This is a genomic window from Maribacter hydrothermalis, from assembly GCF_001913155.1.
Taxonomy (GTDB): Bacteria; Bacteroidota; Bacteroidia; order Flavobacteriales; family Flavobacteriaceae; genus Maribacter; species Maribacter hydrothermalis.
Window position 1 is genome coordinate 3,659,011 of sequence record NZ_CP018760.1, and the last position, 23,516, is coordinate 3,682,526.

17 protein-coding genes are annotated in these 23,516 nt (G+C 35.6%); 10 read left to right on the top strand and 7 right to left on the bottom strand.

What is annotated here, in order from left to right; genetic code table 11:
- Positions 1-323 precede the first annotated feature (323 nt).
- The 8 genes from ilvD to BTR34_RS15735 all read left to right on the top strand — a co-directional run bounded on the left by ilvD (position 324) and on the right by BTR34_RS15735 (position 10,343).
- On the top strand, positions 324-2,000 hold the full coding sequence (gene ilvD / locus BTR34_RS15700) for a dihydroxy-acid dehydratase (protein WP_068482868.1): 1,677 nt from the start codon (positions 324-326) through the stop codon (positions 1,998-2,000).
- A 93-nt stretch (positions 2,001-2,093) separates the two neighbouring features.
- Positions 2,094-3,827, top strand: a complete 1,734-nt coding sequence (ilvB, locus tag BTR34_RS15705; RefSeq protein ID WP_068482871.1) for a biosynthetic-type acetolactate synthase large subunit — start codon at positions 2,094-2,096, stop codon at positions 3,825-3,827.
- A gap of 20 nt (positions 3,828-3,847) precedes the next feature.
- A complete protein-coding gene (locus tag BTR34_RS15710; protein ID WP_068482874.1) occupies positions 3,848-4,426 on the top strand; it encodes an O-methyltransferase in 579 nt (192 codons plus the stop codon).
- A 1-nt stretch (position 4,427) separates the two neighbouring features.
- Positions 4,428-5,195 carry a class I SAM-dependent methyltransferase gene (locus tag BTR34_RS15715; protein ID WP_068482876.1) on the top strand — a complete coding sequence of 256 codons (768 nt, stop codon included), beginning with the start codon at positions 4,428-4,430 and terminating at the stop codon, positions 5,193-5,195.
- A 6-nt stretch (positions 5,196-5,201) separates the two neighbouring features.
- Positions 5,202-5,720, top strand: a complete 519-nt coding sequence (gene ilvN / locus BTR34_RS15720) for an acetolactate synthase small subunit (protein ID WP_068482879.1) — start codon at positions 5,202-5,204, stop codon at positions 5,718-5,720.
- A 42-nt stretch (positions 5,721-5,762) separates the two neighbouring features.
- Entirely contained in the window at positions 5,763-7,238 is a 1,476-nt protein-coding gene (ilvC, locus tag BTR34_RS15725) for a ketol-acid reductoisomerase (protein WP_068482882.1), read from the top strand.
- Positions 7,239-7,399: 161 nt separating this feature from the next.
- Complete coding sequence (ilvA, locus tag BTR34_RS15730) at positions 7,400-8,665, top strand: threonine ammonia-lyase (protein WP_068482885.1); 1,266 nt, start codon at positions 7,400-7,402, stop codon at positions 8,663-8,665.
- A 91-nt stretch (positions 8,666-8,756) separates the two neighbouring features.
- A complete protein-coding gene (locus BTR34_RS15735) occupies positions 8,757-10,343 on the top strand; it encodes an NADP-dependent glyceraldehyde-3-phosphate dehydrogenase (RefSeq protein ID WP_068482887.1) in 1,587 nt (528 codons plus the stop codon).
- Between the two features lie 35 nt (positions 10,344-10,378).
- On the opposite strand, the gene BTR34_RS15740 is transcribed toward BTR34_RS15735, so the two are convergent.
- Both BTR34_RS15740 and BTR34_RS15745 read right to left on the bottom strand, forming a co-directional pair.
- Positions 10,379-11,017, bottom strand: coding sequence for a tetratricopeptide repeat protein (locus tag BTR34_RS15740; RefSeq protein WP_068482891.1), 639 nt, complete (start codon positions 11,015-11,017; stop codon positions 10,379-10,381).
- Between the two features lie 110 nt (positions 11,018-11,127).
- Positions 11,128-13,281 (bottom strand): TonB-dependent receptor, encoded by a 2,154-nt coding sequence (locus BTR34_RS15745; protein ID WP_068482894.1) that lies wholly within the window; start codon positions 13,279-13,281, stop codon positions 11,128-11,130.
- Positions 13,282-13,535: 254 nt separating this feature from the next.
- Here BTR34_RS15745 and BTR34_RS15750 point away from each other — a divergent pair, with 254 nt between their 5' ends.
- Positions 13,536-14,735 (top strand): MFS transporter, encoded by a 1,200-nt coding sequence (locus BTR34_RS15750; protein ID WP_068482898.1) that lies wholly within the window; start codon positions 13,536-13,538, stop codon positions 14,733-14,735.
- Between the two features lie 204 nt (positions 14,736-14,939).
- Positions 14,940-16,208 (top strand): serine hydrolase domain-containing protein, encoded by a 1,269-nt coding sequence (locus BTR34_RS15755; RefSeq protein ID WP_235843169.1) that lies wholly within the window; start codon positions 14,940-14,942, stop codon positions 16,206-16,208.
- Between the two features lie 73 nt (positions 16,209-16,281).
- Here BTR34_RS15755 and leuB read toward each other — a convergent pair whose 3' ends face one another.
- The 5 genes from leuB to recG form a co-directional block, all read right to left on the bottom strand.
- Positions 16,282-17,337 (bottom strand): 3-isopropylmalate dehydrogenase, encoded by a 1,056-nt coding sequence (leuB, locus tag BTR34_RS15760; protein ID WP_068482904.1) that lies wholly within the window; start codon positions 17,335-17,337, stop codon positions 16,282-16,284.
- A 168-nt stretch (positions 17,338-17,505) separates the two neighbouring features.
- On the bottom strand, positions 17,506-19,023 hold the full coding sequence (locus tag BTR34_RS15765; protein WP_068482907.1) for an alpha-isopropylmalate synthase regulatory domain-containing protein: 1,518 nt from the start codon (positions 19,021-19,023) through the stop codon (positions 17,506-17,508).
- Between the two features lie 83 nt (positions 19,024-19,106).
- A complete protein-coding gene (leuD, locus tag BTR34_RS15770) occupies positions 19,107-19,703 on the bottom strand; it encodes a 3-isopropylmalate dehydratase small subunit (protein ID WP_068482912.1) in 597 nt (198 codons plus the stop codon).
- A 99-nt stretch (positions 19,704-19,802) separates the two neighbouring features.
- Positions 19,803-21,215: a 3-isopropylmalate dehydratase large subunit gene (leuC, locus tag BTR34_RS15775; protein WP_068482915.1), complete on the bottom strand. Its 1,413-nt coding sequence runs from the start codon at positions 21,213-21,215 to the stop codon at positions 19,803-19,805.
- A gap of 105 nt (positions 21,216-21,320) precedes the next feature.
- Positions 21,321-23,426: an ATP-dependent DNA helicase RecG gene (gene recG, locus BTR34_RS15780; RefSeq protein WP_068482918.1), complete on the bottom strand. Its 2,106-nt coding sequence runs from the start codon at positions 23,424-23,426 to the stop codon at positions 21,321-21,323.
- Positions 23,427-23,516 lie beyond the last annotated feature (90 nt).

Consider the following 23,516-nt stretch of genomic DNA (forward strand, 5'->3'; position numbering starts at 1 on the left):
ATGAAATTATTAAATCTAAATATTGAATTAGTCATTATTATTCCTATTCGGGGATGATATAGCTTTTCATTATATAGAAAAACCTGTATCATATTTAATTGATGCAGGTTTTTTTTATGGTTTAAGAATAATAACTCTGACTTTTGAAGTATTGAATATGGTATATAATAGTATTGTAATTATTTGATATATAGAGTTTTAGTTATTTTTTAGAGCAAATGAATTTGTTTTGTAAACTAATGTTAAAATATAATTTTTTTTTAATCTTTTATCTTTGATTTAATAGAATTAAGTAATCAAGATAAGCATACTAGAATTACATTATGGAATTGAATAAACATAGTAAGAATGTAACCCAGGATCCCACGCAACCGGCAGCACAGGCCATGCTTTACGCCATTGGTTTAACCGAAGATGATTTAAAGAAACCATTAATTGGTATTGGCAGTACAGGTTATGAAGGTAACCCTTGTAATATGCACTTAAATGATTTGGCGCAAGAGGTTAAAGTCGGGGTCAATGATAGCGGCTTAGTAGGTCTTGTTTTTAATACAATTGGTGTTAGTGATGGTATATCTATGGGAACATACGGTATGCGTTATTCTTTGCCTTCTAGAGATATTATTGCAGATTCTATGGAAACTGTAGTGCAAGCAATGAATTATGATGGATTAGTTACTGTTGTAGGTTGTGATAAGAATATGCCTGGAGCACTTATGGCAATGATTCGTTTAAATAGACCATCGGTTTTGGTTTATGGTGGTACTATTGCATCGGGTTGTTTTAAGGATAAAACCTTGGATATTGTTTCTGCTTTTGAGGCATGGGGAGAGAAAGTTGCAGGTACTATGAATGAAGAGGATTACAAAGGGGTAATTCAAAATGCATGTCCTGGCGCTGGTGCTTGTGGTGGTATGTATACTGCTAATACAATGGCATCTGCTATTGAAGCATTGGGTATGGCTATGCCTTATAATTCGTCTAACCCTGCAATTGGTAAAGACAAACAGCACGATGCTATAAACTCTGGTAAGGCATTAAAAAACTTATTGGAGAAAGATATTAAGCCAAGTGATATCATTACCCGTAAATCTATGGAGAATGCTATACGTTTGTTAACTCTTTTAGGTGGTTCTACAAATGCAGTACTTCACTTCTTGGCTATTGCAAAAGCTGCCGATGTTGAATTTACATTAGATGATTTTCAAAAAATTAGTGATACTACTCCTTTCCTTGCAGATTTAAAGCCAAGTGGAAAATATTTAATGGAAGATGTTCACCGTGTAGGTGGTGTACCTGCTGTTATGAAGTTTATGCTTGAAAATGGAATGTTACATGGCGATTGCCTTACCGTTACTGGTAAGACAGTTGCTGAAAACCTTGCTGATGTTCCCGGATTATTAGAACACCAGCAAGTTATTAAACCTTTAAATAATCCTATAAAAGCTACAGGTCATTTACGTATTCTTTATGGAAACTTGGCCATAGATGGAGCAGTAGCTAAAATTACGGGTAAAGAAGGCCTGTATTTCTCTGGACCGGCAAAAGTGTATAATGACGAGTTTTTAGCAAATGCTGGTATTGGTAGAGGTGAAGTTAAAAAAGGTGATGTTGTGGTTATTCGTTATGAAGGACCAAAAGGCGGTCCTGGTATGCCAGAAATGTTGAAGCCAACGGCAGCTATTATGGGTGCAGGTCTTGGTAAAGAGGTTGCATTGATAACAGATGGTCGTTTCTCTGGTGGTACTCATGGTTTTGTTGTGGGTCATGTATCTCCCGAAGCACAAGAAGGAGGCGTAATTGGGTTATTGGAAAATGGTGATATCATCACTATTGATGCTGAGAAGAACGAGATTTCGGTCAACCTTACGGATGATGAAATAACCTCTAGAAGAAAAACTTGGGTGCAACCTGAGTTAAAAGTGAAGAGAGGAAGCTTATACAAATATGCTCGTATGGTTTCATCGGCTTCTAAGGGTTGTGTAACAGACGAATTTTAAGTAGAAGTAGTATACTTTTAATTGAGTACTAGGTGCAATATAATGTCGGGAAATGTACTATTTAAATACAACTCTCGAATTTGAACATTAATTATGGAAATAGTAAAAGAAAAGAAAAAAAAGACAGAGCCTAAGAAATCAATAAAAATTTCTGGGGCAGAGGCATTAATTCATTGTTTATTGGCAGAAGGTGTTGAGACAATGTATGGCTACCCAGGTGGAGCTATTATGCCCGTTTACGACGAGTTATATAAATTTCAGGATAAATTAACGCATATACTTACTAGACATGAGCAAGGAGCTACACATGCCGCTCAGGGGTATGCACGTGTTTCCGGTAAGGTTGGGGTCGCTATTGCAACATCTGGGCCTGGAGCCACAAATTTAGTTACCGGTCTTGCCGATGCGCAAATAGATTCAACACCTATGGTTTGTATCACTGGTCAAGTTACCAGACAATTATTAGGTTCCGATGCTTTTCAAGAAACAGATATTATAGGTATTTCTACTCCGGTAACGAAATGGAACTATCAAATAACGGAAGCTTCTGAAATTCCAGAAGTAATGGCAAAGGCTTTTTACATCGCAAAATCAGGTAGGCCAGGTCCGGTTTTAGTTGATATAACAAAAAATGCTCAAATAGATGAATTTGAATTCTCTTATGAGAAATGTTCTAGTGTTCGTAGTTACAAGCCAGTACCTAAAGTAGATAGGACTGCCGTACAAGCAGCGGCAGATTTAATTAACAGTGCAAAAAAGCCTTTTATTGTTTGGGGTCAAGGTGTAATACTTGGTCAGGCAGAAAAGGAGTTGAAGGAAATGGTAGAAAAGGCAGGTATACCAGCTGCATGGACTATTATGGGTGCTTCGGCATTAAGTACGGACCATCCTTTAAATGTAGGTATGGTGGGAATGCACGGTAACTATGGGCCAAATCTATTAACCAATGAGTGCGATGTTTTAATAGCCATTGGTATGCGTTTCGACGACCGGGTAACTGGTAGATTGGCTGATTATGCTACTCAAGCAAAAGTGATACATTTTGAGATTGACCCTGCGGAGGTTAATAAAAATGTACATGCAGATGTTGCTGTTCTTGGTAATTCTAAAGAAACACTTGGCTTACTACTGCCTTTATTGAAAGAAAATAAGCACGATTCTTGGCATAATTTATTCAAGGAAAAGTATAAAATTGAGTTTGATACAATTGTAAAAAATGATATCCATCCTACTAAAAATGGATTAACAATGGGTGAGGTTATTGAAGAAATTAATATTGCTTCAAACAACCAAGCGGTTATCGTTACCGACGTGGGTCAGCATCAAATGATTGCTTGTCGTTATGCCAAATTTGCGCAATCTAAAAGTAATATTACATCTGGTGGTCTAGGTACAATGGGCTTTGCTTTACCAGCGGCCATTGGTGCTAAAATGGGTGCAATGGATAGAGAAGTTGTTGCAATTATTGGTGATGGCGGTTTTCAAATGACTATACAAGAATTAGGGGTTATTTTTCAACATAAAGTACCTGTTAAAATAGTTGTTTTAAACAATGAACATTTAGGTATGGTTCGTCAATGGCAAGAGTTATTCTTTGAAAAAAGATATGCGTCTACAGTTATGGTAAATCCAAATTTTGTAAAAATTGCCGAAGGTTATAATATTGAAGCTAAACAAATTTCTGAACGTAAAGATTTAAAATCAACTATTAAGAAAATGATGGAATCTAAAGAGCCTTATTTCTTAGAAGTAAAGGTGGAGCAAGAGGATAACGTTTTCCCTATGATACCTTCTGGGGCTTCGGTATCGGAAGTTAGATTGAAATAGAAAATTAAGAAAACATTTTCATGGACGATACGAACATACAGGATATTCCAAAAATTCATAAGGAGATAATTCGTAAATCTAAAGAAATTGGATTTACAATGCCGTCGGATTTATATGTTGGTAGTTTTCTTAAAACATTAATTGCATCTAAACCAAAAGGTCGGTTTTTAGAAATAGGAACTGGTATTGGTTTAAGTCTTTCATGGATGATTGAAGGCATGGATAATGACGCTAAGTTAATATCTGTAGATAATGATAAAAGCTTAATAGATATTGCTATCAGTTATTTTGGTAAAGATGAAAGAGTTGATTTGGTTTGTAAAGATGGGGCGGATTGGTTAAAAGAGTACTCTGGAGCAAAATTCGATTTAATTTTTGCAGATGCATGGCCAGGAAAGTATAGTGAAATTGATGAGGTTTTGGATTTAGTGAAAGTTGGTGGATTTTATTTAATTGACGATATGACCAAGCAACCCAATTGGCCTGTAGGTCATGAAGATAATGTTAGCACATTGACTGCATATTTAGAACAACGTGAAGATTTACAATTGACTAAAATGAATTGGTCAACAGGATTAATAATGGTAGTTAAAAAATAATATGAAACAACTGGCTCATAAATGGGATGCTGATTTCTATAATGATAAACATTCCTTTGTTTATGGTTATGGCGCGGCATTGGTTGAGTTATTGAATTCTCAATTTGGTGAGCATATTCTTGATTTAGGTTGTGGTTCTGGTGAATTAACAGAAAAGATAAGGGAATATTCTCCAAATGTTGTGGGTATGGACAGTTCTATAGACATGATAGAAAAGGCACGTCAACTTTTTCCCTTGTGTAATTTTGAAATTGGAAATGCAAGTGATTTTGCTTTTCCTAATCAATTTGATGCTATATTTTCAAACGCCGTATTGCATTGGGTAGCGGATTACAGAGGTGCTATCAAGTCAATGTATAGAAATTTAAAAACTGGCGGTAGAATAGTACTGGAGTTCGGTGGTAAAAACAATGTTCAACAAATAGTTGAAGAGCTTAGAAAATCACTTTTAAGTAAGGGATATACAGAGCAGGCGGAACTAAATCTTTGGTATTTTCCTTCTATAGGAGAATACACAACTGAATTAGAGAAAGCTGGTTTTACCGTTAGCCTAGCTCAATGGTATAGTAGACCTACAGAATTGGCAGATGAAAATAACGGCATTAAAGATTGGTTGTTAATGTTTTGTAAGCCTTTTTTGAAAGGGGTTTTTGAAAAAGATATAAATAGCATCCTTAATGAAGTACAAGAAAGTTTAAAAGACAAGCTATTTATAAATAATAAGTGGTTTGCAGATTATAAAAGAATTAGAATAGTAGCACATAGATAAGTCATAATGGAAAACAAATGGTTTACAATATCAGTATATTCAGAAAATAATGTTGGATTACTGAATAGGATTTCAGGTATTTTTTTAAAGAGACATATTAATATAGAGAGTTTAAATGTCTCTAAATCAGAAATTGATGATGTTTCTAAGTTTACAATAGTAGTGCATACCACAGAAAAATGGGTGCACAATATTGTTGGTCAAATAGAAAAGCAAATTGAAGTAATTAAAGCATATTCCCATACTGATGATGAAACTATTTATCAAGAATCTGCATTGTTCAAAATTGCTTCCGGACTTTTATTCGATGAACGTCAAATTCAGAATATTATAAAAGATAATAACGCACAAATTGTCACTGTATCAAGAGATTTCTTTGTTATCGCCAAAAGTGGAAGAAGAAATGAAATAGATGAAATGCATGATCAATTAAAACCTTATGGTATTATGCAATTTGTACGTTCTGGACGTATTTCGGTAACTAAAGACGAGATGAAAATTTCAGCGATACTTAAGCAATTTTAGAGAAAATAAATTATATAAATAATTAAATAAAGTAAATATAAAATGGCCAATTATTTTAATACACTATCATTAAGAGATCAATTAACGCAACTTGGAAAATGCCGCTTCATGGATTCATCAGAGTTTGCAGATGGTGTAAGTGCTTTAAAAGGCAAGAAAATTGTAATCGTAGGTTGTGGTGCGCAAGGACTTAACCAAGGTTTGAATATGAGAGATTCTGGTTTAGATATTTCTTATACCCTTCGTGATGCAGCTATAAAAGAAAAAAGACAATCGTTTGTAAATGCTACTGAAAACGGATTTACAGTGGGTACTTATAAAGAATTGATTCCGTCTGCCGATGTGGTGATCAACCTAACTCCAGATAAACAGCATACTGCTGTTGTTGGTGCTGTTATGCCGTTAATGAAAAAAGGTGCCACACTTTCTTATTCTCATGGTTTTAACATCGTAGAAGAAGGTATGCAAATACGTGAAGATATTACGGTTATTATGGTTGCTCCTAAATGTCCTGGATCAGAAGTACGTGAAGAATACAAAAGAGGTTTTGGTGTTCCAACATTAATTGCGGTTCATCCAGATAATGATCCTGAAGGTAAAGGATTGGAGCAGGCCAAAGCTTATGCAGTGGGTACCGGTGGTGATAGAGCAGGTGTATTAATGTCTTCTTTTGTTGCCGAAGTAAAGTCAGATTTAATGGGAGAGCAAACTATTCTTTGTGGTTTGTTGCAAACAGGTTCTATTCTTTGCTTTGATAAAATGATAGAAAAAGGAATTGATGCGGGTTATGCTTCTAAGCTAATTCAATACGGTTGGGAAACGATCACGGAAGGAATGAAATATGGTGGTATTACGCACATGATGGACCGTCTTTCAAATCCAGCAAAAGTTAAGGCATTTGAATTGTCAGAAGAATTAAAAGATATTATGCGTCCGTTGTTTCAAAAACATATGGATGATATTATGACGGGTCATTTCTCTAAAACCATGATGGAAGATTGGGCTAATGATGATAAAAACTTATTAACCTGGAGAGCCGCAACCGGTGAAACTGCATTCGAAAAAACACCAGCAGGGAATCAAGAAATTTCTGAGCAAGAGTTTTATGACAATGGCGTACTAATGGTTGCTATGGTAAGAGCGGGCGTGGAATTGGCTTTTGAGGCAATGACAGAATCTGGGATTATAGCAGAATCTGCATACTACGAATCGTTACATGAAACTCCGTTAATTGCAAACACGATCGCACGTAAGAAATTATTTGAAATGAACCGTGTTATTTCTGATACAGCCGAATATGGTTGTTATCTGTTTGATCATGCATGTAAGCCTTTGTTAACTGATTTTATGAAGGGAATAGATACAAACGTTATTGGTAAAAACTTCTCAGAAGGTATGGACAATGATGTTGATAATGCACAATTAATTGCAATAAACAAAGCGTTACGTACGCATCCGGTAGAAATTGTAGGTACGCGTTTACGTGAGTCAATGACAGCAATGAAACCTATAGTTTAAATATTAAAAGTTTATTTATACCTATTAATTGTCCGGTTGAGTGCACTCGATAATTACAATTCTTTTTTGTGTTGTAATGAATGTCGAAATGTTCTGAATCGGACAATTTTAGTTAAAAGTTAAATGCAACTTTAAGAAAGAATTTATTTGAATAGTATTATATGAAAGGTGAGAAACCAGCTTATTTTCCAAAATTGGATGCCGTGAAAAAGGCGGCTAAAATTATTTCGGAAATATCCGAAATAACACCATTATCGGAAAGCATAAGACTGTCGAAACAATTTAATTGTAAGGTTAGTTTAAAACGGGAAGATTTACAAAGGGTTCGTTCCTATAAAATACGTGGGGCATTTAATAAAATAAGCTCGTTGTCTATAGAGGAAAGAGCCAAAGGTGTTATTTGTGCAAGTGCTGGAAACCACGCTCAAGGAGTAGCATTTGCATGTTTTCATTTGAAAATAAAAGGTACTATTTATATGCCTTCGGTTACACCAAAGCAAAAAGTTGAGCAAACAAATTTGTTTGGAGGAGAATGGGTGGAGGTTGTTTTGGAAGGCGATACTTTTGATGATGCATCGCAAGCGGCTAGAATATTCGGGGAGAAAACAGGTAAAATATTTGTACATCCGTTCGATGACCCAAAGATTATAGAAGGTCAGGCAACTGTTGGTCTTGAGTTAATAGAACAGACTAAAGCACCTATAGATTATCTGTTTGTGTGTATAGGAGGTGGCGGATTGGCATCGGGATTAATTAGTGTGTTTAGTGAGCTTTCTCCAAATACAAAAATAATAGGAGTGGAGCCAAAAGGTGCTCCGTCTATGAAAGCTTCTATAGACTCGGGTAAGGTAGTGGCTCTAGATCAAATCGATAAGTTTATTGATGGTGCTGCGGTAAAAAAAGTAGGCGATTTAACTTATCCCATTTGTAGTTATTATTTAGATAATATGATAACTGTTGATGAAGGTAAGGTTTGCCAGACAATTCTAGATTTATATAATAGAGATGCAATTGTTGTAGAGCCTGCGGGTGCTTTAACCATTGCTGCTTTAGATGAATATAAAAATGAAATTAAAGGCAAAAATGTAGTCTGTATTATTGGTGGTAGTAATAATGATATTACAAGAACAGCAGAAATTAAAGAAAGAGCATTGCTTTATGGAAAGTTGAAGCATTATTTTATTATTCGCTTTCCACAACGACCTGGAGCATTAAAAGAATTTGTAGTTGATATTTTAGGTCCTACAGATGATATCACACATTTTGAATATTCTAAGAAATCGAGTAGGGAAAATGCACCGGCTGTTGTGGGTATAGAACTTAAAAATCCAGAAGACTTACAATCATTAATAAATCGTATGAAAACTAACAATTTTTATGGAGATTATATAAATGATAAACCAGATTTGTTTGAATATTTGGTTTAAACTACTTTTAATAGTAACGATTCAATTTCTAGTTATTTATAGAAATCAATCCTAAGTACAATTATCAATCATAGTGTAAAATATAAAAGAAATGAGCGATATTAAAATTCCTGAAGAATTTAAAATTACATCAACCATAGACCAAAAACATTATCTGGTCAGTGGAGAATTAAAAGAGTGGAAAGGGGATACTACAGAAGTTTATTCTACCATTTCTTCAACAAAAGAATATAAGCGAACCCTATTGGGTAGTATCCCAGATTTACAAGAATCGGAGGCTTTAGATGCTTTAAATGGGGCATTAAAAGCTTACGATAAAGGTAAAGGTGTTTGGCCTACCATGCACGTTAAAGAACGTATTGAGTGTATGGAGGTTTTCGTGAAGAAAATGAAGACCAAAAGAGAAGAAGTGGTTAAGTTATTAATGTGGGAAATTGGTAAGTCTTTACCAGATTCTCAAAAAGAATTTGACCGTACAATCGATTATATTGAAGATACCATTGAAGATTACAAGCAATTAGACCGTAACGCGGCAAAATTTACAAAGAATGATGGTGTTTATGCGCATATTAAAAGAGGACCACTAGGTATTGTTTTATGTTTAGGACCTTATAACTATCCGCTTAACGAGACTTTTGCATTGTTGATTCCTGCAATTATAATGGGGAATACAACCATATTTAAACCAGCAAAACATGGTGTATTATTAATTACACCGCTATTAGAAGCTTTTCAAACGAGTTTTCCTAAAGGGGTTGTCAATGTTATTTTTGGAAGAGGAAGAACCGTAGCAGCGCCTATTATGAAAACAGGTAAAATAGATGTGCTTGCTTTAATTGGTAATAGTAAATCTGCAAATGCGCTACAAGAACAACACCCAAAGAGCAATCGTTTGCGTTTAGTACTTGGTCTAGAAGCAAAAAATCCGGCAATTATTCTGCCAGATGCAGATTTAGATTTAACCATAAACGAATGTTTGGCAGGTACGTTATCTTTTAACGGTCAACGTTGTACGGCATTGAAAGTAGTGTATGTTCACGAAGAAATAAGTGCCGATTTCAACAAGAATTTTGCTAAGAAAGTAGATGAATTAAAATTTGGAAATCCGTGGGAAGATGGTGTGAAATTAACTCCGCTACCAGAACCGGATAAGGCCGCTTATATTCAAGGTTTAATTGATGATGCGCTTTCTAAAGGTGCAAAGATTATCAATAAAAAAGGAGGGAAGCATTTTGATAATTTTATATGGCCTGCAGTTCTATATCCTGTTACAAAAGACATGCGTGTGTACCAAGAAGAACAATTCGGACCCATTATACCCATCGTACCTTTCACTGATATCGAAGAGCCTTTAGATGATATGGCAGAAAGCAACTATGGCCAGCAAGTAAGTTTGTTTGGTAAAGATGTGTATGCACTTTCTCCGTTAATAGATACTTTGGTGAACTTAGTATGTCGTGTGAATTTAAATAGTTCTTGCCAAAGAGGACCAGATGTGTATCCGTTTACCGGAAGAAAAGATTCTGCACAAGCAACCTTAAGTGTTCATGATGCGTTGCGTTCGTTCTCAATTAGAACATTTGTAGCGTTCAAAGACAATGAATTGAATACCGAAATTATTGAGAATTTGCTAGAAGCCAAGCTTTCTAATTTTGTGAGTACAGATTATATATTATAATAGTCCATAGTCAAGACTTTAAAAAACCTCTCCTATTAATTAGGGGAGGTTTCTTTTTTACAGTTGCTACTGATCTCATTTGCTCTTTCTAAACCTGAGTAAGGGTAGTAGGGTATGGTTTGTTCTTCTTCTTTAAATAATACAATTGCACGTTCCACATCTTCGCAATAGGGTGCTGTAGATTTACCAAAGAATTTTGCAGTTCCCATATCCCATTCCGTTTTTCCTAATAATACTCTGGGGTTATTAGGTGCAATAGCTTGTGCTTTTTGATAGATAGCCACGTTTTCACCCGATAAGGTCATTCCGTATTTTGCACCGTCAAAAGCAATGTATGCCGTATTTAAAAGGGCGTACGAAATCATTATTTCAGGGTTGTTTTTTGATTTTGCTGAGGCGTTATCTAAAAACTCTTTTGCTCTGGTTAATTTGGTGTTTAACAAAGCTTCATCTTTTAATCCAAAACTGCTTATTATTTCTAATAGTCCTGCATAATATGATGGTAACCAATTATCGGTTTCTGCAGATGCTATTCTTTCAAATAGTTGCACGGCTTCTGTATTCTTTTGTTGCTCCCATAAGGCAAAAGCTTCGTTCATTCCTTTTTCATAAGGCGTTTGTGCACTTAAGCTAAATGTGAAAATTAATGTGGCAATTAATAGTACTGATTTCATGATGTTTTGTTTTTTGATGTTATTTATTGTTGTTCAAATATCTTTCTATTCCATTGTTTTTGATAAAATAGATGACCCAGTTGTAGGTTCTTTGTAGTGAACTGTAATTTCTATAGGTTATCTAACTGATTGTCATCTTTGTTGTCACTAATTGTCCAGAAGAAACCAATGAAAAAGAAGCGGTCTGCAGCTGGTGTAATTGTTCTTCTATCAAACACTCCATCCATATTGGTTTGGTTAGCGTATTGATATCCGTTCACATTTTTGGTTCCTAATACGTTACTCACAGATAGATATAATATTTTCTGCGGACTTATTAAATAAGCGTAATTGGCATTTAACGAATTGAAGCTTTTGGCCTGTTCCGTTAAGAAACCTCCTTTATTTGGGTCGGTATAGCTGCGACCGGAAGCATAATTGTAGCTGAGACCAATCTGACTTTTCCAATCTTCTATCCAACGCTTTACAACTAAAGATGCATTGTGTTTAGATGCAAAATCAGGAGTAGCATTAGTTGGATAGTTTTGATAATCCCGTTCAGTATCTAAGTAAGAGTACGACATCCAATACTCTGTGTTATTAATTGTTTTATTATCTCGCCAGAATATATCCAAACCTTTAGCAAATCCACTTCCATTACTGGTATAGGTAGAAGTAGGTAGGGCAAAGGGAGTGTTAAACTTTACCAAATTACCGTAATCTTTGAAGTATGCTTCGGCCCTGAATATTTGTTTGTTTTTTACATATTGATAGTTGGCAATATAATGCGTAGTATTCTCGGCAGTAAAATCTGTATTATATTTCAAGTAATCGTTCTTAGGGTTTTGAAAGAACTCCCCGTATGCCAATGAGAATTGCGAATTTGGACCAGCTTTATATGCCAGAGATAATCTTGGTGAGATATTAAATTCTTGTAGTAGTTCAGCGTATTCTCCTCTTAGCCCAATCTTTGTGGCAAATTTTTTGGAGAAGAATATATCTGTTTCTACGAAGCTGCTAAAAATATTATTATCGAATTCATAATCATTTTCAAAGTTTGTATCTCGGTAGTCTTCTGTAAAGTTGGTTGCGAAATATTCTACGCCAAAGTTGAGTTTATAGCGACTAGAAAAGAACTTTTTAAACGCAATTTTTAGATGTGCCGAGTTTTCAATATCTGTAATATCAGCATCATTATATTTTATTTCAGAGCGGTCATTAGCGAAACTTACACCTGTAGAAACGCTCCAGTCTTTTTCTAAGAAATCTTGATAAGATGTGTTGATGTATAGATTTTTATTTTTAAGTCCGAATCGTATACCATCTGCTTCATTAATATCTTCTTGTGTTAAGTCAAAATTTACAGAACTATAGGCGCCATAAACCTTTAGTAATCCGTCGTTATTAAATTTATATCGATACACGGCTTCACCACCTACAGATTCAATAGGCTTGTGCCATTCATTATTATCAGGATACAATTTTTGATACGGTGCTAAATTTATATAAGATGTGTTTAAACTCAGAGAACTCTTCTTCCATTTTTGGGTATTCCCAAGTCCTAGTCCGACAGTCATAATAGAAATTTCAGTTTTTTCTTCTTGTGGTTCGCTAATGCTATTTAAAAGTAGAACACTTGATAATGCTTGTCCGTATTCCGCTGAGTAACCACCGGTTGAAAAAGTGATCCCTTTAAATAAGAAGGGTGACAATCTACCTCTAGACGGAATGTTATTTGCAGAAGGGGAGTAGGGCGTAAATACGCGCATACCATCTACAAATATTTGGGTCTCTTCTGCATCGCCACCTCTAACGAATAATCTGCCATCTTCGGCAACATTAGATGTACCGGGTAATGTTTGTAATGCTCCCACGAAATCGCCAAGGGCTCCTGCTGTGGTTACAATATCTAAGGGTTTTAATGCGGTAACTTTTGCATTGTCGCCAGCATTGAAAGTTCCGGCATTTACAGTTACGGCATCCAAGGTATTTACATCATCTTTTAGTTTTATTGTAACATTATTAAAACTTGTGATGTCGGCTAATTTTGAAAATGACTCAAAGGAAATAGATGATGCAATCAAAGTTTGTACACCGGTTGCAGTTGTTTCAAATGTAAATGTGCCATCCTCGTGGGTTGCAGTACCATCATAAGTGCCCTGCAAATAAACATTTGCACCCATAATGGGTATTCCTTGTTGGTCAATTACTTTACCTGATATTGTTGATTGGGCAAATAAATTATAACTGAAAAGTGTAAGTAATAAGAATAATAGCGTCTTCATTGTTGATTTTATTTTTGATTGATATCACAAATATGAATCGTAATTGAAGGTTTAAATAAAAAGGGTTTCTCAATTGTAGAATTGTTAAACTGAATTGTAGAAATTATCTAATTAATGATTTTTGGAATGGTTAATTAATTACAGAAATATGGTAATTATTATGAGTTAAGACTGACATATTGGTTCTAACTTTGCCTTTGTAATACTGAGAGTTAAAAAGAAGAATGAAGAAGTAGAACTTAAAGTTATGATTTATGGAAACTATAAAATCAAATAAGAAAGCATTATTTGCTTTAGCCATCGGTGGTTTTGGAATTGGACTTACCGAGTTTGTAATCATGGGAATTTTGACCGAGGTGTCAGGTTCTTTAGGAATAACAATTCCACAAGCTGGTCATTTTATTGCAGCTTATGCATTGGGTGTTGTAGTAGGCGCGCCATTGTTAACAGGTTTAGGTTCTAAGCTTACTCCTAAGAAAATGCTATTTCTTTTAATGGTATGGTTTACGGTATTCAATACCTTATCCGGACTAGCAACCGGTTATACCAGTTTGCTATTTATGAGATTTTTATCTGGTATTCCACATGGTGCTTTTTTTGGTATTGGTGCTGTTGTGGCTACAAAATTGGCTAAAAAGGGAAAAGCTGCTCAAGCTATATCAATAATGTTTTCTGGTCTTACCGTTGCCAATGTAATTGGAGTGCCAATAGGTACTTATTTAGGGCAACAGTTTAGCTGGAGTGTTTCTTTTTACCTAGTAGGCTTTGTTGGTCTATTGGCTTTGGGAAGCATTTACCTGTGGATGCCAAAAATTGAAGTAGAACAGAGCGAAGAGAAAGTTAGTGTTTCTAAAGGATTAAAGAATACAGAGCTTTGGGCCTTAATTGCGCTGACTACAATCGGTACTGGGGGATTCTTTGCATGGTACAGTTATGTGGCTCCACTAATTACTGATGTGGCAGGGTTGCCAAACCATTTTGTTGGCTATGCAATGATGTTGGCAGGTTTAGGGATGGTTGTTGGAAACTTTTTAGGAGCTAAGATGGCAGAGTTATTTTCTCCTTTAAGAGCTGTAATTGTAAGTTTATCGGTTATGTGTGGTATTCTCATATTAAATATGTTTATCGCCACTAATCCGTATTTATTAATGATATTGACCTTTGTCATAGGAGCTATATCCTTTACCGTTGCAACCCCGATTCAAATGGCGATAATTAATACATCTAAAGGTTCAGAGATGTTAGGGTCGTCTATGAACCAAAGTGCATTTAATATGGGCAATGCTTCTGGTGCTTATTTAGCCGGATTGCCAATTGCATTTGGGTATGGTATAATTTACTCTAGTTTAGTTGGCGCTTTGTTAGCTTTTTCAGGTGTTGTCATTGCCGTGGCCATATTAGTTGTTCGGAAAAGAAAGGAAATTAAATATCGAAAAATGGCGATGAGCTGTTAAGATTTATATCCAAATTATATGTAAAAAAGGAAGTTGGATGACAAGTTCCTTTTTTTGTCCCAAATTTGGGGTAGAAACTTTATATCATTTTTTCTTTCTTGTCTTATAATCAGTTTGTTTGATGTTAAATTTTGCATTTTATGTAGTTCATCGGTAATTTTATTCATTTTATCACGTTGTAAGAAAACCAAAACCTACAATGTTGTGTCACGTACCAAACTATTTTTTGGAGCCATAATAATGGTTCTTTTACTTTTTGTTCTTACAGCTTCTTCATTTAAGCCAGAACATTCTAAAGCAATCATTTCTGATTCTAACCCTGTTAAAACTCTAGCAGAGAAAAGGGAGATTAAACTTTATAACATTCGTCAAAAAGCCTTGAAAGATGCCTTGACCGATTATTTCAATAAGGCCATTACTTCAGGTGATATCGTTGGGGCAGGGGTAAGTATTGTAAGCGGTGATTCTGTGATTCTTTCCGATGGATATGGTAAAAGAAGTTATAACGGCAGTGAAATGGTGGATGGAGAAACCTTATTTAGATTAGGGTCAATATCAAAAGGATTTACTGGTGTTTTGGCTGCCAACTTAGAGCGTGAAGGAAAATTAAGGTTAAAGGATAAAGTGGCGGATTATTTGCCGAATTTTCATTTTGGGAATCAACAGAACACACAAAAAATTGAAGTTGCACACTTGCTTTCTCACACAACTGGAACTCCTTATCATAGTTATACGGATTTAGTGGAGGCTGGTTATTCCATGTCAATTATAAGTGAAAAATTCGATAAAATAAGTCCAATAGCTGTACCTGGTGCTCAATATAGCTATCAGAATGCAATGTTTTCAGTTTCACAAGAAGTAATGTTCAAAGCAACAGGAAAGGACATTCAAACTTTATTAACGGATAAATTTTTTACTCCATTAGGAATGAATTCTGTTTCTATGGATCATCAAACTTTAATTAATACGGAGAATATTGCATTGCCTCATATAAGAAGAGGAAATAGTTGGAGGACCATATTACCAAGAGACAACTATTATAATGCTATTGCTGCTGGTGGAATAAATGCTAATTCTAAGGATATGGCAAAATGGATGCGGTTTTTATTAGGCCATAATCCAGAGGTAATGTCTAAAGATGCAATGGCACAAGTTTTTAAGCCTTTTGTTGAATTGAAGGGACATCGTAAGTATTATCAAAAATGGAAAGGACATTTGACTTCTGGTTACGGATTGGGGTGGAGAATACATACTTTAAAAGAGAATGAGAATGCACCAGAGGAAACTATTTGGCACCATGGCGGTAGTGTAAATAACTATAGAAATGAGATAGCCCTTTTTCCTGATTCTGATTTGGGTATCTGCGTATTGATCAACGGGCCGTCTGAATTGGTAAAAACAGTGATCCCAGATTTACGTGCAATTGTAAAGAGTATTTACGAACAAGAAATTAAAATAGCTACGAGTATATAATTATAGAGCACCTCAGATATAAAAAATCCCTTTAATCATAGATTAAAGGGATTTTCATTTTTAAGTGTATTTCCTAAATGTTGCTAGCCAACCAATCACCAACTTCACTTGTCTTATAACTTTTACCACCTTCGGCAAGATCTTCGGTAACATAACCTTCTGCTAAAGATTTGTTTACTACACGTCTAATTTCCTCAGCTTCATTTGTCATGTTCATGTCTTCAAAAAGCATTGCTGCAGAAAGTACAGTAGCTAAGGGATTAGCGATGTCTTTACCAGCTGCTTGTGGGTATGATCCGTGAATTGGTTCGTATAAAGATACTTTACTGCCTACAGAAGATGAAGGCATTAAGCCCATAGAACCTGCAATAACAGAGGCTTCATCTGTTAAAATATCACCAAATAAGTTTGCTGTAATAATTACATCATACCCTTTTGGCCATTGAATTAAGCGCATAGCAACTGCATCAATAAACTCGTAAGAAACTTCTACTTCTGGATACTGTTTTTCCATAGCTTGTACGGTTTCTCTCCAAAGTCTAGATGATTCTAAAACGTTTGCTTTATCAACGCAACATAATTTCTTAGAACGCTTCATAGCGAATTCAAAGCCCTTTTTTGCCAAACGTTCAATTTCGAAACGTTGGTAGGTCATGGTGTCAAAAGCGGTATTACCGTCATCTTTTCTACCACGCTCTCCAAAATAGATGCCACCCGTTAATTCTCTTAAGATGATTAAATCTGTACCTTCAATACGATCTCTTTTTAAAGGAGATTTATCTATAAGTGAAGGGAAGGTAAATGTAGGACGTACGTTAGCGAACAGACCTAATTTCTGTCTCATTTTTAATAATCCTTGCTCAGGACGAACTTTTGCCGAAGGATCATTGTCAAATCGTGGGTGACCAATTGCACCAAATAAAACTGCATCCGCATTGGCACAAATTTCGTGTGTTTCATCTGGGTAGGGCTCACCAACAGCATCAATAGCTGCAGCACCTGTAAGTGCAGGTTTCCAACTGATATTATGGTCATATTTTTTTGCAATGGCATCACAAACTTTCACAGCTTGATCAATTACTTCGGGTCCGATACCATCACCGGCTAATAAGGCAATATTTAATTTCATTTGATGTGTTTGTATGTTGCTCGTATCTCGTCATTGCGAGGTACGAAGCAATCTGTTTAATTTATTCTCAATTTTAACTCGTGTGTCAAATTTTGACTAACAATTTTTTGTGCTTTATGTCTTAAAATACTTTTGCGCACAGCGCGTCCTGCGTCCTGCGTTTAGCACCTAAATAATATTCAACATTTTCTCAGTCGCTTTAATAGCACTTACTGTTTGGTCAGAATCTAAACCTCTTGTGGTAAATTCTTTTCCGTCTAATTCCCAAGTGATTACTGTTTCGCATAAGGCATCAGAGTTACTTCCTGGCGGTATTCTTACAGCATAATCGGTTAATTTGGGTAATGTTTTTTTCTTTGCTAGATACACTTTTTTCAAGGCGTTCATAAATGCATCATATTGGCCATCGCCTTGTGCATGCGCTTCGTATATATTACCGTCTACTTCTACAGAGAGGGTAGTGGAAGGCATTAAACCTTTGGCATGCGTTAATACGTACGATTTTACAAATACTCTTTGTTTATGATCAGTAGTATCTAAAACGTCAGAAATAATAAAGGGAAGGTCATCTTTGGTAACGCGTTCTTTTTTATCTCCTAGTTCTATAATTCTAGCAGTAACTTTTTTTAATTCCTCGTCATTCAAGGTTAAACCAAGTTCCTGCAAGTTTTTTTGAATATTGGCCTTACCCGACATTTTACCTAGTGCATATTTACGTTTTCTTCCAAAACGTTCTGGCATTAGGTCGCTAAAATATAGGTTGTTTTTACTGTCGCCATCGGCATGTATTCCTGCAGTCTGGGTAAAAACATTATCTCCAACAATTGGTTTATTCGCTGGTATAGTAAAACCTGTAAACGCAGAAACTAACTTACTTACTTTATATAATGAGGTTTCGTTAATCGATATTTCAACTTCTGGTAAAAAGTCATTGATAACGGCTACGGCACTTGCCATAGGAGCGTTACCGGCTCTTTCTCCCATTCCGTTTACGGTAAGGTGTAAACCATGACAGCCTGCTTTTACAGCTTCCATGATATTGGCAACACCTAAATCATAATCGTTATGACCGTGAAAATCGATATGCAGCTTTGGGAATTTCTGTATAATTTCAGACAGATATGCAAATGTTTCGGTATGCGTTAAAATGCCTAAAGTATCTGGTAATAAAATTCTTTTTACATTCTGAGTTGATAGAAATTCTAAAAACTCAAAAACATACTCTTTTGAATTTCGCATTCCATTACTCCAATCCTCCAAATAGATATTATTGATAATACCTCTCTCAGTAGCTTGTTTGAAAATTTCAGCAATTTCCGAAAAATGTTGCTCGGGAGTTTTCTTTAACTGATACTTTAAATGGTTCATGGAACCTTTGGTCAGCAAGTTCTGTGAAATTGCACCAGATTTTTGCATCCAATCCAAAGAAACGCCACCATCAACAAAAGTTAGTACCTCTATTCGTTCTATGTAACCTTTTGTAGCTGCCCATTCAGTAATTTTCTGAACAGCTTCTAGCTCTCCATCAGAAACACGCGCAGATGCAATTTCAATTCGGTCTACTTTTAGTTCTTCTAAAAGTAATTTTGCCAAGGTCAGTTTTTCCAACGCAGAAAAGGATACGCCTGAGGTTTGTTCACCATCCCTAAGGGTGGTATCCATGATTTCCAACTTTCTTTTTTTCATTTGTTCTACATGCCATTTCTCAATTTATAAAATGGCATTGGGTTAGTTAAGGTAAATGCTTTGTACAGTTTTTATATAGAATTTTATAAGGGAGTATTCTCCGCAAATGCTGCAATATCTTTTTTGATGTTTAATAGGTAATCAATATCATCAAAACCATTAAGCATATTGTTTTTCTTGTAATCATTAATGTCAAAAGATTCACTCTCTCCAGTTGGTAGTAAAGTAATTTTTTGCTCTGGAAGATTAACTTCCAATTCAGTAGCTGGATCTGACTCTACAGCATCAAAAATCTTTTGTAAAAATTCAGCACTTACTTGCACCGGTAATACTCCAATATTTAAGCAGTTACCTCTAAAGATATCTGCGAAGAAACTTGAGACTACACACCTAAATCCGTAATCATAAACTGCCCAGGCAGCATGCTCACGAGATGACCCAGAACCAAAGTTCTTACCACCTACTAAAATTTTTCCACTAAATTTATCTTGGTTCAAAACAAAATCCTCTTTTAAAGTATTGTCTTGATTGTAACGCCAATCTCTAAAAAGATTGTCACCAAAACCAACACGTTCAGTTGCTTTTAAAAATCGTGCAGGTATTATTTGATCTGTATCAACGTTCTCTATTGGTAAGGGAACCGCAGTTGATGTTAATATATTAAATTTATCGTATGCCATTTTTTATAGCTTTTTGCTTAGGGCCTTTAGCCTTTAGCATTTTAATTTATAAATTGATTTTTGCTATTGGCCAACAGCCAAAAGCTAAAGACAAACTTGTTACACAAGTTCTACCATTAATTCTCTAGGATCGGTTACTTTTCCGGTAACGGCAGCTGCCGCAGCAACTAACGGACTAGCCAATAACGTTCTTGATCCAGGTCCTTGTCTACCTTCAAAGTTTCTGTTCGATGTACTTACAGCTAATTTACCTGCAGGCACTTTATCATCGTTCATTGCTAAACATGCAGAACAACCTGGCTCACGAAGCTCAAAACCTGCTTCGGTTAAAATATCAAGAATACCTTCTTCTTTTATAGCTGCTTCTACCTTATGAGATCCAGGAACCAACCATGCAGTAACATTAGCTGCCTTCTTTCTTCCTTTTACGATAGAGGCAAAAGCTCTAAAATCTTCAATACGACCATTAGTACAGCTTCCAAGGAAAACAAAATCAATCGATTTGCCCATCATACTTTCTCCTTCATTGAAATTCATATATTTCAATGATTTCTGGTACGTTGTAGCGCCACCTTGTACGGCATTTGCCATAGGAATATCATTAGAAATTCCCATACCCATACCAGGGTTAGTACCGTAAGTAATCATGGGTTCAATTAAAGAACCGTCAAAAGTTAATTCTTTATCGAAAATAGCATCTGCATCTGTGTACAAGGTATCCCAATATGCTTTTGCTTTATCCCAATCTGCACCTTTAGGAGTAAACTCACGCCCTTTTACATATTCAAATGTTTTTTCATCGGGAGCGATCATACCACCACGGGCACCCATTTCTATACTTAAGTTACAAACGGTCATACGACCTTCCATACTCATGTCTCTAAAAATTTCACCTGCATATTCTACAAAGTATCCAGTTGCGCCAGAAGTTGTTAATTGAGAAATAATGAATAAAGCAACATCCTTAGGTGTAACCCCTTTGCTCATTTTTCCATTAATATTAATACGCATTCTCTTTGGCTTAGGCTGCATAATACATTGTGTAGCCAAAACCATTTCAACTTCAGATGTACCAATACCGAAAGCTATTGCACCAAAAGCACCATGAGTAGAGGTATGTGAATCTCCACAAACAATAGTAGCACCTGGTTGGGTAATTCCATATTCAGGACCTACAACGTGTACAATACCATTTTTTGCATGACCTAATCCCCAATACGAAATACCATGCTCATTAGCATTTTCTTCTAGCATTTTTAATTGGTTTGCAGAAAGTGGATCTGCAACAGGTAAATGCTGATTAATAGTCGGAGTATTATGGTCAGCCGTTGCGAATGTTTTTTCAGGATGCATTACAGGAATACTTCTATTCTTGATACCTAAAAAAGCAACAGGACTTGTTACTTCATGAACCATATGCCTGTCAATGAACAGTACATCTGGACCATCTTGTATTTTATGTACTACGTGGGAATCCCACACTTTATCAAATAATGTTTTAGTTGCGCTCATATTCTTTCTAATCTAAGTTCACAAATCTATTAAAAACAAGGGTTTCTTGGAAATTAACACACTTTAAAATTACGATGTTCAACGATAAATGTGTTAAAAATAAAACTAACTAATATACGTCCAAATATTCTTATGCTTCACTAACTGGGCATACATATGTCTAATAATTAGATTTTCGGGTTTGCTTAAAGATGGATCTTCTTTTAGTAACTCTAGTGCGTAGAAGCGTGCGGTTTTAAGTATATCATTGTCCTTGACAATATCCGCTATTTTTAGCGATAATAATCCGCTTTGTTGGGTACCCATTATATCTCCTGGCCCGCGGAGTTTTAGGTCTACTTCTGCAATTTCGAACCCGTCATTGGTAACAACCATAGTTTCAAGTCTAGTTTTAGCTTCTGCAGATAATTTGTGGCTAGTCATTAAAATACAAAAACTCTGATCCGCACCACGACCTACACGTCCTCGTAATTGGTGTAATTGCGATAATCCAAAACGCTCGGCACTTTCAATAATCATAACCGATGCATTAGGTACGTTTACCCCAACTTCAATTACGGTTGTAGCAACCATTATATGGGTTTCACCACGTACAAATCGGTTCATTTCAAACTCCTTATCCGCTGGTTTCATTTGACCGTGAACTATGGATATCTGATATTTTGGCTGGGGAAAATCACGCGCAATACTTTCATAACCATCCATTAAATCTTTATAGTCCATAGCTTCCGATTCTTGGATTAATGGGTATACAACATAAATTTGCCTTCCTTTTTCTATCTCATCTCTAATAAAGCGAAAAACCTTTAATCGGTTAGTATCATATCTATGTACGGTTTTTATAGGTTTACGACCAGGTGGTAATTCATCAATAACAGAAATATCTAAATCGCCATATAAACTCATGGCTAAAGTTCTGGGGATCGGTGTTGCCGTCATAACCAAAATGTGTGGCGGAAATTCGTTTTTATGCCATAGTTTAGAACGTTGTGCTACACCAAAGCGGTGTTGTTCATCTATTATAGCCATCCCTAAATTTTTATACTTTACTTTATCTTCCAAAAGGGCATGGGTGCCAATAAGTATATTTAGCTCCCCACTTTCTAATTGCTCGTGAATTGGTTTACGGGCCGATTTCTTTACAGAACCTGTCAATAAAGCACATGTAATTTCAGTTCCTTCCAATAATTCAGATATTCCTTGAAAATGCTGATTGGCCAGAATTTCAGTGGGTGCCATTAAACATGCTTGAAATCCGTTATCAATTGCCAAAAGCATGGTCATTACGGCAACAATGGTTTTTCCAGAACCTACATCGCCCTGTAATAAGCGGTTCATTTGAGCATTACTCCCTAGGTCGGCCCGTATTTCTTTTATAACTCGTTTTTGCGCTCCAGTAAGTTCAAAAGGTAATTTGTTAGTGTAAAAATCATTAAAATATTCACCTACTTCTGTAAAGGGAAATCCTTTTATTTTCTTTTTTCTAGAAAGTTTCTTAGCAATGAGCTGTAATTGAATGTAAAATAACTCCTCAAATTTTAAGCGCCATTGTGCTTTCGCCAATAGCTCCTGATTCTTGGGAAAGTGAATATTAAATAGAGCTTCACTTTTGGAAATAAGGTTTAAATCAATTAGAATTCTCTCAGAAAGACTTTCATTGAATTTGCCATTAACTTCTATATAAAGCTGTTGCATCAATTTACTGATGACTTTATTTGTAATTCCTTTATTACTAAGTTTTTCGGTTGATGGATAAACGGGTTGTATGTAAATTTTTGTTCCTTGCTCATGCTCTTTTAATAGCTCCATCTCTGGGTGTGGCATTGAAAATGTACCATTAAACCATTTACATTTTCCGAAAATTACATACGGCGTGTTTAGTTTTAAATTTTCGCGTATCCATTTCTGGCCTCGAAACCAGACTAATTCTAATTCTCCTGTTTCATCAATAAATTTGGCTACAAGCCTAGTCCCTTTTTTTTGTTCAACTGTTTTTATGTTAACTAGTTTTCCAATAATTTGTACATCGGCACTCGTACGTTGTAATTGACCTATTTTATAGTATTGCGTTTTATCTATGTAGCGATTAGGGAAAAGATTTAAAAGATCTTGATAAGTTGCAACTCCAATTTCAGAAGCTAAACTTTCCGCCCTATTGGGACCAACCCCTTTTAGGTAGACAATTGGCGTTTGCAGAAAACTATTGTTCATAACACGAATTTAGATCTAAAGACGTTTAAGTACAAGTAGCAATTGACCTTTTGAATAAAAGTTTATAGGAAGTTCATTTTTTTGAAAAAT

Coding starts and splice junctions, on each gene's coding strand:
- ilvD (WP_068482868.1), top strand. CDS start 324: ATGGAATTGAATAAACATAGTAAGAATGTAACCCAGGATCCCACGCAA.
- ilvB (WP_068482871.1), top strand. CDS start 2,094: ATGGAAATAGTAAAAGAAAAGAAAAAAAAGACAGAGCCTAAGAAATCA.
- BTR34_RS15710 (WP_068482874.1), top strand. CDS start 3,848: ATGGACGATACGAACATACAGGATATTCCAAAAATTCATAAGGAGATA.
- BTR34_RS15715 (WP_068482876.1), top strand. CDS start 4,428: ATGAAACAACTGGCTCATAAATGGGATGCTGATTTCTATAATGATAAA.
- ilvN (WP_068482879.1), top strand. CDS start 5,202: ATGGAAAACAAATGGTTTACAATATCAGTATATTCAGAAAATAATGTT.
- ilvC (WP_068482882.1), top strand. CDS start 5,763: ATGGCCAATTATTTTAATACACTATCATTAAGAGATCAATTAACGCAA.
- ilvA (WP_068482885.1), top strand. CDS start 7,400: ATGAAAGGTGAGAAACCAGCTTATTTTCCAAAATTGGATGCCGTGAAA.
- BTR34_RS15735 (WP_068482887.1), top strand. CDS start 8,757: ATGAGCGATATTAAAATTCCTGAAGAATTTAAAATTACATCAACCATA.
- BTR34_RS15740 (WP_068482891.1), bottom strand. CDS start 11,017: ATGAAATCAGTACTATTAATTGCCACATTAATTTTCACATTTAGCTTA.
- BTR34_RS15745 (WP_068482894.1), bottom strand. CDS start 13,281: ATGAAGACGCTATTATTCTTATTACTTACACTTTTCAGTTATAATTTA.
- BTR34_RS15750 (WP_068482898.1), top strand. CDS start 13,536: ATGGAAACTATAAAATCAAATAAGAAAGCATTATTTGCTTTAGCCATC.
- leuB (WP_068482904.1), bottom strand. CDS start 17,337: ATGAAATTAAATATTGCCTTATTAGCCGGTGATGGTATCGGACCCGAA.
- BTR34_RS15765 (WP_068482907.1), bottom strand. CDS start 19,023: ATGAAAAAAAGAAAGTTGGAAATCATGGATACCACCCTTAGGGATGGT.
- leuD (WP_068482912.1), bottom strand. CDS start 19,703: ATGGCATACGATAAATTTAATATATTAACATCAACTGCGGTTCCCTTA.
- leuC (WP_068482915.1), bottom strand. CDS start 21,215: ATGAGCGCAACTAAAACATTATTTGATAAAGTGTGGGATTCCCACGTA.
- recG (WP_068482918.1), bottom strand. CDS start 23,426: ATGAACAATAGTTTTCTGCAAACGCCAATTGTCTACCTAAAAGGGGTT.